This is a genomic window from Exiguobacterium sp. R-39 (assembly GCF_049942815.1).
GTDB lineage: Bacteria > Bacillota > Bacilli > Exiguobacteriales > Exiguobacteriaceae > Exiguobacterium_A.
Genome location: NZ_CP187965.1, coordinates 2047166 through 2061747, shown reverse-complemented (window position 1 = coordinate 2061747; position 14582 = coordinate 2047166). Strand labels below are relative to the sequence as shown.

Here is a 14582-nt window from a genome sequence, read left to right as displayed (position 1 = left end):
ACGAGTTGGACATTCAAACACTTGGAATAACCGTACTTTGGACGTTCCTTTATGGATATCTCATCGTTGCCTCAATTGACTTCGGTGCCGGTTTTTACGCGTTTTATTCAAAATATACGAAACGGGATCATTTGACGAACCGTTTGATTCTCCGTTATCTTTCTCCGGTTTGGGAAGTGACGAACGTGTTTTTCGTCTTCTTCTTTGTCGGACTTGTCGGGTTCTTCCCGGATACGGCTTATTATTACGGAACAGCTTTACTCGTTCCCGCTTCAATCGTCTTAGTATTAATCGCGATTCGCGGTAGCTTTTACGCGTTTGCCAACTACGGTTCAAACGACAGCATGTTCTATACTTTCTTATATGGAGCAACAGGACTATTGATTCCGGCAGCGATGTCCACGACATTGACGATCAGTCAAGGTGGATTCATTCGGAAAACGAATGAGACAGTCGAATTCCTTGGGACGAAGCTGTTCACAAACTTCTATTCTTGGACGGTCGTCGCGCTTGCAATCGTATCCGTCCTCTATATCAGTGCCATGTTCTTGTTGTTTTATGCGGATAAAGCAAAGGACGAGAATGCAACACCATTGATTCGTAAATGGGCATTGTTCTGGAGTATTCCGACGATTGTTGTCTGTGCATTAGTCTTCTTTGGCTTAAAAAATCAAGCGGCTTGGCATTATGAAAACATCTTGAACGGTAATTGGTGGTGGTTCGCAGCAAGTTTCCTTTTCTTCTGCGTCGCGGTGACACTTGTCTACTTGAAGAAAAACTACGGGATTGCCTTTATCGCTGTTATGGCGCAATACGGGGTTGCCTGGTTCGGATACGGATACACACATCTTCCTTACATTCTTTATCCGTACATCGATATCAATAAAGCGGTCGTTAATGAAACGATGGCAACGGCACTTGTTGTGGTCTTTATCTTCGGATTGATGTTATTGATCCCGGCATTGTATTTGATCTTACGATTGTTCCTGTTTGATAACGACTATGTCAGTGGGAAAAAAGCAAAATAAACAGAACCTGTGTCACGTAACCATTCCGTGTGTCATCCATATAAAGGGTGGCACACTTTTTTGAGCGGATTTGTCATTCACTTTAAGGGATTGAAAACGGAAAACCGCATTAAAAAAGCGTTCATAGTAATTTAGAAGTGAATCGGGTACACTACTACTGAAGCAGAATTGTGAAGGAGAGTTGAACATGAATGGAGAGTTCGCAGTAATTGGTTTAGGTCGGTTCGGGGGTTCGATTGTCCGGGAATTATCAAAGAATGGATATGACGTTCTGGCGATTGATTCGGATGAAGAGCGTGTCAATGAATACATGGGGATTGCGACGCATTCTGTCATTGCGGATACGACGGATGAAAACGTCTTAAAGAGTCTTGGGATTCGCAATTTTGACCATGTCATCGTTGCGATTGGTGAAAATATTCAAGCGTCGATTTTGACGACTTTAATTTTAAAAGAGCTCGGTGTTCAATCGATTACCGTCAAAGCGACAAATGATTACCATGAAAAGGTGTTACGTAAGATTGGAGCCGACTTCATCGTTCACCCTGAACGGGATATGGGGGTCCGGATTGCGAACGGACTGATGAGTTCAAATATTTTAGATTATCTCGATTTATCACAAGAATTCTCAATCGTTGAAATCAAAGTCAGTGATCGAATGGCCAATCAGACATTAATCGACTTGGATTTGCGGAGTAAGTACGGTGCCAACGTCGTTGCAATCAAACGAGGCGAAAACGTCATGATTTCCTTACAAGCGGATGAATTGATTGAAAAAGGGGATTACCTTGTCGTCATTGGCGAAAATGATGACTTGGACCGTTTGGAACGTGCCATCCATAAAGTGAAAAATTAATATCAAAAAAGGCTGAGGAATCATTCCTCGGCCTTTTGAGTACTTGTTACATTTAAATGAGTTGGAATTCTTTCAGACCGTGTTCGATGCCGTCTTCTAGAATGTGTTTTGTGACGAAGTCAGCCGCCGCTTTTGTTTCAGCAAGACCATTGCCCATTGCGATGCCGGTTCCGACATAACGTAACATTTCTAGATCGTTCAGCGCATCTCCGAAGGCAAACGTATCTTCGCGCCGGATATTCGTCAACTTCAGGAATTGTCTGATACCATCAGCTTTTGACGAACCGACATTAATGACATCCATCGCATTCGGATGCCAGCGGATGAAGTCAAAGGCTTTGTAATTTTGAGTGTACTCGGCTTCTTCTTCAGCGGTACAATAGACAAGCGTTTGGAAGACATCATGTGTCGTAAATGCTTGCTCATCGAAGGCGGGTAAAGGAATATCCAGTTCTCCAAGGGATTCCTGGACCAACTGATCTGACGGTTTAGTTGAGAAACCCTGTGTTTCACCTAGATAGACGAGTGTATGACCGTTTTGATGTGCGCGAGCGGTTAAGTGCTTAAGATCTTCAATCGGTTGTGGGCGTCTGTAAATGACCTCGTTCTGATGAACAACGATTTGACCATTATAACCAATGATCGTATCGATGTTGAGCAGTTCGCGCACACCGGATAACATCGCCGGACCACGTCCGGTCGCGATGGCTACATAAACACCATTTGCTTGTAGCTGTTTAATTGCCTGTTTGGTCGACTCGGGAACAAAATGACCATCGTGAAGTAAGGTTCCATCGATATCGAAAAAGACGACTTTCTGATTTGCCATGGTTTCACCTTCTCTTTTTAATTGGCTGTTCAGCCGGATACATGTGGAATTATAGCATAGCGTTAACGTTTACGCCGACCTTGGTTTAGGAATAGGATGAAAAAATAGTAGGATATCGTGTATACTAATCTAAGGACAAAAAACAATGGACTGATAAGGAGTTGCTAAACATGATTTTTAAAGTATTTTATCAACCGCTTCGTTCGGAAGCCCCAGTACGGGAACGGACAGAAGTGATGTATGTTGAGGGAGAGAACATTCGTGAAGTGCGAACAGCGATTGATCACCTCATCAAAGATATCAATGTCGAATTCATCCGTGAGTTAAGCGGCGAATTCCTTGAATATGAAAAACTAAGCCCAGACTATAAGGTTGAAACGTTCGCATGAAGTTCGTTAAAAACCATCAAGCAGCCGTTTTCGCACTCGGTGGCTTAGGAGAAATCGGGAAGAACACGTACGTCGTTCAATTTCAAGATGAGATCATCGTCATCGACGCCGGTGTCATGTTCCCGGAAGATGAACTACTTGGAATTGACTACGTCATTCCGGATTACACGTACTTGATTAAAAATAAAGATAAAGTAAAAGGGGTCTTCATCACCCACGGTCACGAAGACCACATCGGGGGATTACCGTTCTTACTCAAACAAGTCAACTTACCAATTTATGCTGGGAAAATTGCACTTGGTCTCATTAAAGTAAAACTTGAAGAACACGGTTTGTTACGGACGGCCGAGTTACATGAAATTGATGAGGATTCAATCATCAAATTCCGGAAGACAAGCATTTCGTTTTTCCGGACGACACACTCGATTCCAAACTCGTTTGGCGTCGTTGTCAAAACACCGCAGGGCAACATTGTCCATACCGGTGATTTCAAATTCGATTTCACACCAGTCGGAGAACCTGCTGACTTAACAAAAATGGCGGAACTCGGCAAGGAAGGTGTTCTCTGTCTGTTATCAGACTCGACGAACGCTGAGATTGAAGGCTTTACGATGAGTGAACGTGTCGTCGGAGATACGATTTCAAACATCTTCCGTAAAGCAGAAGGTCGGATTATCTTTGCGACATTCGCTTCGAATATCTATCGCTTGCAACAAGTCGTCAATGCATCGGTCGAAGCAGGGCGTAAAATCGTCGTGTTCGGTCGGAGCATGGATAAAGTCATGATGATTGGTCAGGAACTTGATTTCATCAAAGCACCTAAAGGAACAATCATTGAACCGAATGAAATGAAACGGTATAAATCGAACGAACTGACGATTCTTTGCACAGGCTCACAAGGGGAGCCGATGGCAGCCCTGAGCCGGATCGCTAACGGGACACACCGTCAGATTTCAATCATTCCGGACGACTTGGTTATCTTCTCGTCTTCTCCGATTCCAGGAAACGTCGTTTCTGTCGGAAAAACGATCAACCAATTGTACAAAGCCGGTGCAGATGTCATGTATGGCAAGTTAAATGACATCCATACATCAGGTCACGGCAGTCAACAAGAACAATTGTTGATGCTTCGTCTCCTGCAGCCGAAATACTTCATGCCGATCCACGGAGAATACCGGATGTTGAAAAAACATATGTCGCTTGCAATGGACGCCGGTGTACCGGAAGAAAATTGTTTCGTCATGGACAACGGTGAAGTCTTGGCACTCGATGCCAATGCAGCTGCGATTACCGGTAAAATCCAAGCGAATGCCGTCTATGTAGATGGAAAAGGAATTGGAGATATTGGGAATATCGTCCTGCGTGACCGACGAATTCTTTCAGAAGAAGGATTGGTCGTCGTCGTTGTAACACTTGATTCTAAAACAAATCGTCTTGTTTCAGGACCGGATATCATTTCACGCGGATTTGTTTACATGCGTGAATCAGGTAACTTGATCAAGGATGCAGAACGCTTGTTGAAGCGTTCACTTGAGCAATCTTTGGCGAATCGAAATACAAAATGGACGGATATCAAACAAGTCATCAATGATACATTGACACCGTACTTGACTGAAAAAACACAACGTCATCCAATGATCATGCCAATCATCATGGAAGTATAAATAAAAAAGGACATTTCCTTATGTTGGAAATGTCCTTTTGTTGTTTCTTAATTAAATTAAAGCGATGAACCATATTCCTTGAACGGTTCTTTCGGATCGATTCGATCGTAAAACATGATGCCATCCAAATGATCATATTCGTGCTGGCAGACGACTGCTTTTAATCCTTTTAATCTTAATTTTACAGGATTTCCGTTATGATCGATGCCAGACAGGGTAATACGCATATAGCGCGGTACATGGCCTTCGACTTCCCGGTCAACGGACAAACAACCTTCACCGCCGGCAAGATATGTTTGTTCAACGGAATGACTGACGATTTTCGGATTGTAGATCCCGAATTCGAGAATATCATCCCCGTCTTGCAGGCGAATGGCAAACATCCGTTTGTTGACCCCGATTTGGGGAGCCGCCAGTCCGATCCCGCTACGCAAATCATATTTTTCAGCTAACTCGTCGTCCTGACTGTTGGCAAGATACTCCATCATCAGACGCATCGTTTCTTTATCTTCCTCGCTGAGGGGGAAGGTAACATCGACAGAACGTTCGTGAAGCGAAGGAACGTCTTCCCGAACGATTTCATTCATGGTAATCATGAACAACACCCCTTTCATCTAGAAAAATTATAGCATATCAAAGGAGGAATATTAATAACTAACACAGTTGTAAAATGATGAATAGTACAGAAGTAAAGCCGTTCTTCGAATGTGAGGTCATTCACAAGAACATCCGCTAAAAAAAATAAAACATTTCCTTTGATTTTATAGGTGTTACAGTTTTATACTTGTAACGTAATGAACAAGACATGCTTTCGTGTCTAGTCATGTTAATACAGTTTACTCAACTGGATAGGTACACAGATATATGTTCAAGAAAAGGTCATACGGGACTTCATTTTTTGAACACTATTCGTATGTGAGCAAATCAGTCAGAGGAATATTTCGCTGAGCACAGTGAAAGGATGAGGTGAAAAGATGAACTTAAACATGTTTAAAAACGTGGAAGAAAACTTTGAAACATTCCGCATTCTGGATGAAAAAGGTGAAGTCGTCAACAAAGACGCTATGCCGGATCTTTCAGATGAAGAACTTACGGAATTAATGCGTCGTCTCGTTTACACACGTATCTGGGATCAACGCGCAATCTCACTCAACCGTCAAGGACGTCTCGGTTTCTATGCGCCAGTCGCTGGGCAAGAAGCGTCAATGATCGGTTCACAATTTGCTTTAGATAAAGATGACTGGATTCTTCCAGGATACCGTGATATCCCGCAAATGGTTTTCCACGGCTTCCCGCTTTACAAAGCATTCTTATTCTCACGCGGACACATCACAGGTGGTAAGATTCCTGAAGGTGTTAACGTCTTAATGCCGCAAATCATCATCGGTGCACAAATCGTGCAAGCTGCCGGTGTTGCACTCGGTCTTAAGAAAAGTGGAAAAGAGCAAGTCGCAATTACGTACACAGGTGATGGCGGATCATCACAAGGTGACTTCTACGAAGGTATGAACTTCGCTGGAGCATTCAAAGCACCTGCAATTTTCGTTGTCCAAAACAACCGCTTTGCGATTTCAACACCGGTTGAAAAACAATCGATGGCGAAAACAATCGCTCAAAAAGCCGTTGCAGCCGGAATCAACGGAATCCAAGTTGACGGAATGGACGTTCTTGCTGTCTACGCAGCAACGAAACAAGCTCGTGTTGAAGCACTGAACGGGGTGCCGACATTGATCGAAACACTCACATATCGTTACGGACCGCATACACTTGCTGGAGATGACCCAACACGTTACCGTACAAAAGATATGGACGATGAGTACCAAGCACAAGATCCACTCGTTCGTTTCCGTGCGTTCATGGAAACAAAAGGTCTTTGGAACGAAGACAAAGAAAACGAAGTCATCGAACAAGCAAAAGCGGATGTAAAAGAAGCACTCGCTCAAGCAGATAAAGAACCGAAACAAAAAGTAACAGACTTCATCAACGTGATGGCTGAAAAGTTACCACAAAACCTGCAAGAGCAGCTTGATGAGTATACAGCAAAGGAGTCGAAATAACCCATGGCACAAATGACGATGATCCAAGCGATCACTGACGCAATGCGCGTCGAGATGAAACGCGACGAGCAAGTTCTCTTGTTCGGTGAAGACGTCGGTAAAAACGGTGGGGTATTCCGTGCGACAGAAGGTCTTCAAGACGAATTAGGCGAAGACCGTGTCTTCGATACACCACTTGCCGAGTCTGGTATTGGTGGTCTTGCAGTCGGATTCAGCTTAACTGGTTTCCGTCCAATCATGGAAATTCAATTCTTCGGTTTCGTATTCGAAGTATTTGATTCTGTAGCAGCACAACTCGCACGTTTACGTTACCGTTCAGGCGGCACGTACAGCGCACCTGTCACAATCCGTTCACCATTTGGTGGCGGTGTTAAAACACCTGAGCTTCATGCAGATAACCTGGAAGGATTAATGGCTCAGTCACCAGGACTTAAAGTCGTCATCCCTTCAACTCCGTATGATGCAAAAGGTCTTTTGATTGCATCAATCCGTGATAACGATCCAGTCGTTTTCCTTGAGCACATGAAACTGTACCGTTCATTCCGCGGTGAAGTGCCAGAGGGCGATTACACGATCGAACTCGGAAAAGCAGACATCAAACGTGAAGGTACTGACGTTACAATCGTAACGTACGGTGCAATGGTTCACGCATCATTGAAAGCTGCTGAAGAGCTTGAAAAAGAAAACATCAGCGTTGAAATCATCGACTTGATGACAATCAGCCCGATTGACATCGATACAATCGTTGAATCAGTTAAGAAAACGAACCGTGTGGTTGTTGTTCAAGAAGCTCAAAAACAAGCAGGTGTGGCTGCAATGGTCGCAACTGAAATTCAAGAGCGCGCAATTCTTGACCTCGAAGCACCAATTCTTCGTGTCACGGCACCTGACACAATCTTCCCATTCGCACAAGGTGAAGATTCATGGCTTCCGGACCACAAAGATATCGTTGAAAAAGTGAAAACTGTTTACAATTTCTAAGAGTGAACCGGAAAAAGAGGAGAGAGGTAATTCTCTCCTTGCTTCCGTTTTAAAGATAACAATCGACCAGAAGAGTGAAATAAAAGGAGGCTAATTCAAATGGGTTTATTTGAATTCAAATTACCGGATATCGGTGAGGGTATTCACGAAGGTGAAATCGTAAAGTGGTTCGTTAAAGCAGGCGACACAGTCAAAGAGGATGACATTCTTCTTGAAGTACAAAACGATAAAGCAGTCGTTGAAATTCCGTCACCAGTTGATGGCACAGTCAAAGAAGTAAAAGTCGACGAGGGTGTCGTAGCCGTCGTTGGTGACGTATTGATCACGTTTGATGTGGAAGGCGAAGGTTCAGCTCCTTCTGAAGAAGAAGCATCAGAGCAGCCTAAAGCGGCAGACAATGCAAAAGACGTCCAAGACACAGATAAAAAAGTCGAAGACAAACCGAATGAAGTTCAAATCCATAAATCAGAACGCGTTATCGCAATGCCTTCAGTGCGTAAATATGCACGTGAAAAAGGTGTCGACATCCGTGAAGTTCAAGGTTCTGGTGACAACGGTCGCGTTGTCAAAGAAGACATCGATGCATTTGCAAACGGTGGACAATCTTCAACTGCACCAGCAGCAGAAGAAAAAGCACCGGCAGCACAAGCTTCAGCATCTAAATCTGAAGTGAAACCGTATGTTGCAGCTCAACCTGAGCTTGAAACACGCGAGAAGATCAAAGGAATCCGTAAAGCGATTTCGAAAGCAATGGTCAACTCGAAACATACAGCACCACACGTTACATTGATGGATGAAGTCGATGTTACGAATCTTGTTGCACTCCGTAAAAACTTCAAAGAAGTTGCGGCAGCACAAGGTACGAAATTAACGTATCTTCCATTCGTTGTGAAAGCATTGACAGCAGCGGCTAAGAAATACCCTGCAATCAACGCATCGATCGACGATGTGAACGAAGAAGTCGTTTACAAAAACTACTTCAACATCGGTATCGCAGCAGACACAGACAACGGTCTTGTTGTTCCTGTCGTCAAAGATGCAGACCGTAAATCAATCTTCGGATTAGCAGATAACATTAACGACCTTGCTGGTAAAGCACGTGACGGAAAACTTTCTGGTGACGAAATGAAAGGCGGATCGATCACAATCACAAACATCGGTTCTGCTGGCGGACAATGGTTCACACCTGTCATCAACCACCCAGAAGTTGCAATCCTCGGTATTGGTCGTATCGCTGAAAAAGCGGTCGTCAAAAACGGCGAAATCGTTGCAGCACCAGTACTTGCTCTTTCATTCAGCTTCGACCACCGTCTCATCGATGGTGCTACAGCACAAAACGCGCTTAACTTGGTTAAACGTTTGTTAAATGACCCACAACTTCTCATTATGGAGGGATAAGCAATGGTAGTAGGTGAATTCGCACAAGAAACAGATTTACTCGTAATCGGGGCTGGCCCTGGTGGTTACGTCGCTGCAATCCGCGGTGCGCAACTCGGACTTAAAGTAACAGTCGTCGAACGTGAAAACGTCGGTGGTGTTTGTTTGAACGTCGGATGTATCCCGTCAAAAGCCTTGATCACAGCTGGACACAACTTCCAACATGCAAAAGGTTCAGATTCAATGGGAATCACATCTGAAAACGTCGCAGTCGACTTTTCAAAAGTTCAGTCTTGGAAACAGTCTGTTGTCAACAAATTGACTGGCGGTGTTGGTGGCCTTCTTAAAGGTAACAACGTCGAGACAGTCGTTGGGGAAGCTTACTTCCAATCTGAAGATACAGTTCGTATCATCAATGAAGATTCTTCTACACCTTACAAATTCAAAAAATGTATCATCGCAACTGGTTCGACTCCAATCGAACTTCCGGCTTTCAAATGGTCAAAACGTGTCCTTTCTTCAACAGGCGCATTGAACCTTCCTGAACTTCCGAAAAAACTCATCGTCATCGGCGGTGGCTACATCGGAATGGAGCTCGGAACAGCGTATGCTAACTTTGATACTGAAGTTGTCATCTTAGAAGGAACAAAAGATATCCTTTCTGGATTCGAGCCGGCAATGACACAAGTCGTCAAGAAAAAGCTCAAACAAAAAGGGAACATCACGATTCACAACGAAGCACTTGCACAAAGTGTTGAAGAGACAGAAGAAGGCGTGAAAGTTACGTTTGAAGTCAAAGGTGAAACACAAACTGTCGAAGCGGACTACGTCCTCGTCACAGTTGGTCGTCGCCCGAACACATCTGATCTCGGTCTTGAAATGGCAGAAGTTAAAGTCAGCGAACGTGGACTCGTCGAAATCGACGATCAGTGCCGTACGTCGAACGAAAACATCTATGCTATCGGGGACATCGTTCCTGGACCACCACTTGCACACAAAGCTTCATTCGAAGCAAAAATTGCTGCTGAAGCGGCTGCTGGACACCCGGCATACCTCGACTACAGCGCGATTCCTGCGGTTGTCTTCACAGACCCAGAACTCGCAACAGTCGGTTATACAGAAGCGCAAGCAAAAGAAGAAGGTCTTGATTACCTTGCTTCTAAATTCCCTTACGCTGCAAACGGACGTGCTCTTGCACTCAACGAGCCAGACGGCTTCTTGAAAATGATCACACGTAAATCAGACGGTCTCTTGATCGGTGCTCAAATCGCTGGTACAGGCGCATCTGACATGATCGCAGAGATGGGACTTGCAATCGAGTCTGGAATGACTGCTGAAGATATCGCACTCACAATCCACGCGCACCCTTCACTCGGTGAAATCGCAATGGAAACTGCTGAAGTTGCAATCGGTAGCCCGATCCACATCATTAAATAATCAAGAAAACCTTAAGCGGGGAGCCGACCGCTTAAGGTTTTTTTGTTTCGTTTAACCTTTCTTTAAAACAGGAAAAGGATAAAAAAGAAAGGGTGAGACACGATGGAATCGCAATTATCGCCACTCGAAGAACTGTATCATGTCTCAGAAACAGATAAAGTCAGGTTTATCGGTGTGACGACGGAACAAGCACGGTACGATTTTGGTGTCGTCTTTACCAAACAATTTTTTGGGAAGATGCTAGTTGTCAGTCTCACGAGCGGGCGCGCTGCATTGCTCGATCACACAGATGTATTGGATGCAGACGCTTTATACCGGTTACTCGGCATCGAGACCATTGATGCCGAGCCGGTAGGGGAATTTTTAGCGACACTGTTGCCGGGTGTTCCGAGTTATGAACAGGCAGACTAAAAGACCGCAATTGCTTTTTCAGCAGTTGCGGTCTTTTTTTTAATGCACGTTTTTTAACGAATCGCGTTCGATTGTTGAATGACTTTGATTGTCTCGAGCGTATGATCTTCGAGTCCTTGAACGGGTAGACCGGCTTCGATATTTTCTTTGATATACGCCAAATTGTCTGTCGTAATCATTTCACCTGGAATGAAAATCGGAATGCCAGGTGGATAGACCATCATGAACTCTGCCGAGATCCGACCGACAGCATCCGCGAGTGGAATCGTTTCTGTTTCTTCATAAAAAGCATCACGCGGACTGAGGGCGAGTGCCGGAATATCGGGTAAGACGATCGAGTGGGACGCGGTTTTCGATCCCGTATCCCGGTGACGCTCTACAAGATCAGCCATTCCTGCAAGCAAGGCATCAATCGTCTCTTCCGAATCACCAGAAGTGATGATCAACAAGATGTTGTTTAAGTCTGACAGTTCGACTTCAATCCGGTGTTCTTCCCGTAAAAATTCTTCGACGAGATGGCCCGAAATACCAAGTCCTTTAACGGAAATCAACACTTTTGTCGGATCGAAGGCAAATGTCGCACTTGAATGCAAATCCGATTCACCAAACACGGCGAGATAAGGCAATTTCGCGAGTCCCATCCGCATCCGTGTCGCGAGTTCGAGCGCCCGGCGGTTCATTGCTTCTCCGTTAATCGCCAGATGGCGGCGGGCGCAGTCGAGTGATGCGAGCAATAGATAGGAAGTGGAAGTCGTCGTCAGCATCGACAGGACGGCCTGGACTTTATCCGGTGAGACGAGTCCGCGACGTACATTCAAGACGGAGCTGCCGGTCAGCGATCCTCCTAATTTATGAACACTTGTCGCAGCGAGATCTGCACCTGCCTGCATCGCAGACAGCGGCATATCATCATGAAACGCAATATGAACACCGTGTGCTTCGTCGACGAGGACAGGGATCCCTTTACTATGGGCAAGCGTAACGATGCTCTCTAAGTCACCTGCGACACCAAAATACGTCGGATTGATGACGAGGACCGCTTTCGTGTCCGGGTGAAGACTGAGAGCACGCTCGACGGCACTTGGCGTAATACCATGAGCGATGCCAAACATTTCATCAAACTCGGGGTGAATGAAAATCGGGTGCGCTCCAGAAAGAACGATAGCCGACATGACCGATTTATGAACGTTCCGGGGAACTAAAATTTTATCGTCCGGACCGACGACGCTCATGATCATTGCCATGATGGCGGTCGACGTTCCCTGAACGGAGAAAAATGTTTCGTCTGCATGAAAAGCTTGGGCTGCTAATTGATGAGCATCCTTGATGATTCCTTTTGGATGATGTAAATCATCGAGCGGCGCGATATTGATTAAATCGATATCGAGCGCATTTTGACCGATAAATGATCGAAAAGCAGGATCCATTCCTTGGCCATTTTTATGACCGGGAATATGAAATTGAATTGGTTGACGTTTCGCGTGCGCCAGCAGCGCATCGAATAAAGGTGTATCGAGCTGTGTTAAGCTTTTTGTTTGCACCAGATTTCCCCCCTTAAAACCGAATAAAAAAACAATCAAACAAGCTAACTATAACAATTTTTCATAAGGTTGCAACTGTTTTATGTTCGATTTCGTTGTAAAATAGGAAGCGTCAAGAAAGGAAGTGTCACAATGGCGGTCAATTATCCGATTAATCCGGACTGGTCTACGGACGAAATCGTAACAGTCATCCAATTTTTTAATATGGTCGAAGAGGCTTACGAAAAAGGAATCGATCGAATGGTCTTTTTGAATGCCTACCAGGCTTTTAAAACCATCGTCAATTCAAAGTCGGAAGAAAAACAGCTCGACCAGTTTTATTTTGAAGAGACAGGATGTTCGAGCTACCGGGCTGTTCAGCAAGCAAGAAAACAAACAGATGCTTTGTTGCGTTTAAAAAAGTAACGACATTCGTATCGTCAAGCACCCCCTCTTCTGACCGTTCAGAAGAGGGGGTGCTTGTTTAGAAAAAACAAAAACTGGTTATATACTACATACAAGACGATATCGTACAACTGTAAAATTGAAAAATAGATACTTTACATCTAAGTTAAATCGTACTATTATGGATTCAATCCACTAATTAGTCGCAATTGTCTGATAACTGAGTTTTTTATCCCGCGAAGGAGTGTGGTTACTGTGAAACAAGTGATCGAAGCATACAAAAGAAAAGATGCAGAAAAACGCATTCCTGTTTTGCGCCTTGAAATCGATTATGAACTTGCGACATTGCATGATGCAATCGTAGCAAGTGATACGGAAGCGATGGGTGCCAGTAAGGAACGTCTTGAAAAATACCGCCAAGAGATGGTTCGTCTTGAAGCGTAAACAAGATGATATCTTTTAAAATAGAATAAACGATAATAAAATAATCCCAAAATCAACCAGCGAAATTTTTGTTGGTTGATTTTTTTTGTTATCATGAGAATGTAGGACGGTTTGAAGGAGAAGGAAAGGGTGAGTCGGATGCAAGGGATTGAGTTACATGCGATCGATCTAATCAAACGGGCGGGCAAATATATTCGTCAAAAGATGGATCAAGCGTATCATATAGAAGAAAAAACAAATAAAAGTGATCTCGTCACAGAAATTGACCAACATGTTGAAGATTTATTGATTCAAGGAATCTTGGATCGATACCCGGATCATCATGTGTATGGAGAAGAAGGGCGAATCGTTCGTCCGGATACACTGGAAGGAACGGTCTGGTTTGTCGATCCGATTGATGGGACGATGAATTTCATCCGTCAAAAACGCTTATTCGCGATTTCGATTGCCATTATGGTAGAAGGGGAATTGCGTTACGGATTCGTGTATGATGTGATGGCTGATGAACTATTTCATGCCATCAAAGGGCAAGGGGCTTACGAAAACGGGATTCGACTCGCACCAATCCAGGATAGACCGGTCAAAGAAGCCATCATTTGTATGAATGCGACATGGGTGACGGCGAACCGGCGAATCGATTCTAATTTATTGGCGCCACTTGTCCGGGATGCGGTTGGCGTTCGGGCTGTCGGTGCGGCCTCACTGGAACTTGCGTGGGTCGCGGCGGGACGGGTCGATGGTTACATCACGATGCGAAATATGCCGTGGGATTATACAGGTGGACAAGTATTGATTGAAGAACTTGGCGGACGTGTCGGGACAATCGAGGGAATGGACATGACATATCTTGAACAAACGAGCGTACTGGCAGGAAGCCGGCAATTCGTCGAGGATGTGTTGACGTACGTGAAAAAATAAAACGCCCGTAGAGGGCGTTTAGGCTTGTTTACGTAAACGTGCTTTCAAGACGAAGCCGACTCCCATTGTCCCGATGGTCAAAAGAAGTGAGACGACGATCATGAGTACGTTTTGTTCCGCAATAAAAATACCGATGGCAGCCATTGAACCGACTGCGATGATGGCTAACAATAAAAAAAGAATCCGCATTTGTCATTTCCCCCTTGCGATACATGAACTCGTCTTTAGTTTAGCGTGAATCAAGGGCAATGAAAAGGCTTTCGCTG

The 14582-nt window shown here is 44.5% G+C and carries 16 protein-coding genes; 12 read left to right on the top strand and 4 right to left on the bottom strand.

Annotation, left to right across the window (positions count from 1 at the left end):
• The first annotated feature begins 5 nt into the window (after nt 1-5).
• On the top strand, nt 6-1028 hold the full coding sequence (locus tag ACP26N_RS10945) for a cytochrome d ubiquinol oxidase subunit II (protein ID WP_012370887.1): 1023 nt from the start codon (nt 6-8) through the stop codon (nt 1026-1028).
• Between the two features lie 187 nt (nt 1029-1215).
• Nucleotides 1216-1884 (top strand): potassium channel family protein, encoded by a 669-nt coding sequence (locus tag ACP26N_RS10940; RefSeq protein ID WP_012370886.1) that lies wholly within the window; start codon nt 1216-1218, stop codon nt 1882-1884.
• Nucleotides 1885-1936: 52 nt separating this feature from the next.
• Here ACP26N_RS10940 and ACP26N_RS10935 read toward each other — a convergent pair whose 3' ends face one another.
• Nucleotides 1937-2713 (bottom strand): Cof-type HAD-IIB family hydrolase, encoded by a 777-nt coding sequence (locus ACP26N_RS10935; protein ID WP_131972465.1) that lies wholly within the window; start codon nt 2711-2713, stop codon nt 1937-1939.
• A 170-nt stretch (nt 2714-2883) separates the two neighbouring features.
• Between ACP26N_RS10935 and ACP26N_RS10930 the strand changes: the two genes are divergently transcribed.
• Entirely contained in the window at nt 2884-3102 is a 219-nt protein-coding gene (locus ACP26N_RS10930) for a DNA-dependent RNA polymerase subunit epsilon (RefSeq protein ID WP_114595395.1), read from the top strand.
• The gene (gene rnjA, locus ACP26N_RS10925) at nt 3099-4766 is read left to right on the top strand and encodes a ribonuclease J1 (RefSeq protein ID WP_012370883.1); all 1668 of its coding nucleotides are present in this window, start codon (nt 3099-3101) and stop codon (nt 4764-4766) included. Before ACP26N_RS10930 ends, rnjA begins: the two co-directional genes overlap by 4 nt.
• 56 nt (nt 4767-4822) lie before the next feature.
• Here rnjA and def read toward each other — a convergent pair whose 3' ends face one another.
• Nucleotides 4823-5362, bottom strand: a complete 540-nt coding sequence (gene def, locus ACP26N_RS10920) for a peptide deformylase (RefSeq protein WP_012370882.1) — start codon at nt 5360-5362, stop codon at nt 4823-4825.
• 378 nt (nt 5363-5740) lie between these two features.
• Between def and pdhA the strand changes: the two genes are divergently transcribed.
• The 5 genes from pdhA to ACP26N_RS10895 all read left to right on the top strand — a co-directional run bounded on the left by pdhA (nt 5741) and on the right by ACP26N_RS10895 (nt 11029).
• Nucleotides 5741-6823, top strand: coding sequence for a pyruvate dehydrogenase (acetyl-transferring) E1 component subunit alpha (pdhA, locus tag ACP26N_RS10915; protein ID WP_012370881.1), 1083 nt, complete (start codon nt 5741-5743; stop codon nt 6821-6823).
• Nucleotides 6824-6826: 3 nt separating this feature from the next.
• Complete coding sequence (locus tag ACP26N_RS10910) at nt 6827-7804, top strand: alpha-ketoacid dehydrogenase subunit beta (RefSeq protein WP_131502667.1); 978 nt, start codon at nt 6827-6829, stop codon at nt 7802-7804.
• A 99-nt stretch (nt 7805-7903) separates the two neighbouring features.
• Complete coding sequence (locus ACP26N_RS10905; RefSeq protein ID WP_131502666.1) at nt 7904-9202, top strand: 2-oxo acid dehydrogenase subunit E2; 1299 nt, start codon at nt 7904-7906, stop codon at nt 9200-9202.
• A 3-nt stretch (nt 9203-9205) separates the two neighbouring features.
• Nucleotides 9206-10618, top strand: coding sequence for a dihydrolipoyl dehydrogenase (gene lpdA, locus ACP26N_RS10900; protein ID WP_026827898.1), 1413 nt, complete (start codon nt 9206-9208; stop codon nt 10616-10618).
• Nucleotides 10619-10720: 102 nt separating this feature from the next.
• Nucleotides 10721-11029, top strand: coding sequence for a DUF3055 domain-containing protein (locus ACP26N_RS10895; RefSeq protein WP_131972468.1), 309 nt, complete (start codon nt 10721-10723; stop codon nt 11027-11029).
• 53 nt (nt 11030-11082) lie between these two features.
• On the opposite strand, the gene ACP26N_RS10890 is transcribed toward ACP26N_RS10895, so the two are convergent.
• Nucleotides 11083-12570, bottom strand: a complete 1488-nt coding sequence (locus tag ACP26N_RS10890; protein WP_114595399.1) for an aminotransferase class I/II-fold pyridoxal phosphate-dependent enzyme — start codon at nt 12568-12570, stop codon at nt 11083-11085.
• Between the two features lie 132 nt (nt 12571-12702).
• On the opposite strand from ACP26N_RS10890, the gene ACP26N_RS10885 reads away from it, so the two are divergent.
• The 3 genes from ACP26N_RS10885 (at nt 12703) to ACP26N_RS10875 (ending at nt 14316) form a co-directional block, all read left to right on the top strand.
• A complete protein-coding gene (locus tag ACP26N_RS10885; RefSeq protein ID WP_131502664.1) occupies nt 12703-12975 on the top strand; it encodes a UPF0223 family protein in 273 nt (90 codons plus the stop codon).
• A 234-nt stretch (nt 12976-13209) separates the two neighbouring features.
• Entirely contained in the window at nt 13210-13398 is a 189-nt protein-coding gene (locus ACP26N_RS10880) for a hypothetical protein (RefSeq protein WP_012370874.1), read from the top strand.
• Between the two features lie 138 nt (nt 13399-13536).
• Nucleotides 13537-14316, top strand: a complete 780-nt coding sequence (locus ACP26N_RS10875; protein WP_131502810.1) for an inositol monophosphatase family protein — start codon at nt 13537-13539, stop codon at nt 14314-14316.
• Between the two features lie 18 nt (nt 14317-14334).
• Here the strand turns inward: ACP26N_RS10875 and ACP26N_RS10870 are convergent, their stop codons facing one another.
• Nucleotides 14335-14505, bottom strand: a complete 171-nt coding sequence (locus ACP26N_RS10870; RefSeq protein ID WP_012370872.1) for a DUF5325 family protein — start codon at nt 14503-14505, stop codon at nt 14335-14337.
• Between the last annotated feature and the right edge of the window lie 77 nt (nt 14506-14582).

Excerpts from the sequence above, each read along its gene's own strand:
- ACP26N_RS10940 (WP_012370886.1), top strand. The coding sequence starts at position 1,216 with ATGAATGGAGAGTTCGCAGTAATTGGTTTAGGTCGGTTCGGGGGTTCG.
- ACP26N_RS10935 (WP_131972465.1), bottom strand. The coding sequence starts at position 2,713 with ATGGCAAATCAGAAAGTCGTCTTTTTCGATATCGATGGAACCTTACTT.
- ACP26N_RS10930 (WP_114595395.1), top strand. The coding sequence starts at position 2,884 with ATGATTTTTAAAGTATTTTATCAACCGCTTCGTTCGGAAGCCCCAGTA.
- rnjA (WP_012370883.1), top strand. The coding sequence starts at position 3,099 with ATGAAGTTCGTTAAAAACCATCAAGCAGCCGTTTTCGCACTCGGTGGC.
- def (WP_012370882.1), bottom strand. The coding sequence starts at position 5,362 with ATGATTACCATGAATGAAATCGTTCGGGAAGACGTTCCTTCGCTTCAC.
- pdhA (WP_012370881.1), top strand. The coding sequence starts at position 5,741 with ATGAACTTAAACATGTTTAAAAACGTGGAAGAAAACTTTGAAACATTC.
- ACP26N_RS10910 (WP_131502667.1), top strand. The coding sequence starts at position 6,827 with ATGGCACAAATGACGATGATCCAAGCGATCACTGACGCAATGCGCGTC.
- ACP26N_RS10905 (WP_131502666.1), top strand. The coding sequence starts at position 7,904 with ATGGGTTTATTTGAATTCAAATTACCGGATATCGGTGAGGGTATTCAC.
- lpdA (WP_026827898.1), top strand. The coding sequence starts at position 9,206 with ATGGTAGTAGGTGAATTCGCACAAGAAACAGATTTACTCGTAATCGGG.
- ACP26N_RS10895 (WP_131972468.1), top strand. The coding sequence starts at position 10,721 with ATGGAATCGCAATTATCGCCACTCGAAGAACTGTATCATGTCTCAGAA.
- ACP26N_RS10885 (WP_131502664.1), top strand. The coding sequence starts at position 12,703 with ATGGCGGTCAATTATCCGATTAATCCGGACTGGTCTACGGACGAAATC.
- ACP26N_RS10875 (WP_131502810.1), top strand. The coding sequence starts at position 13,537 with ATGCAAGGGATTGAGTTACATGCGATCGATCTAATCAAACGGGCGGGC.
- ACP26N_RS10870 (WP_012370872.1), bottom strand. The coding sequence starts at position 14,505 with ATGCGGATTCTTTTTTTATTGTTAGCCATCATCGCAGTCGGTTCAATG.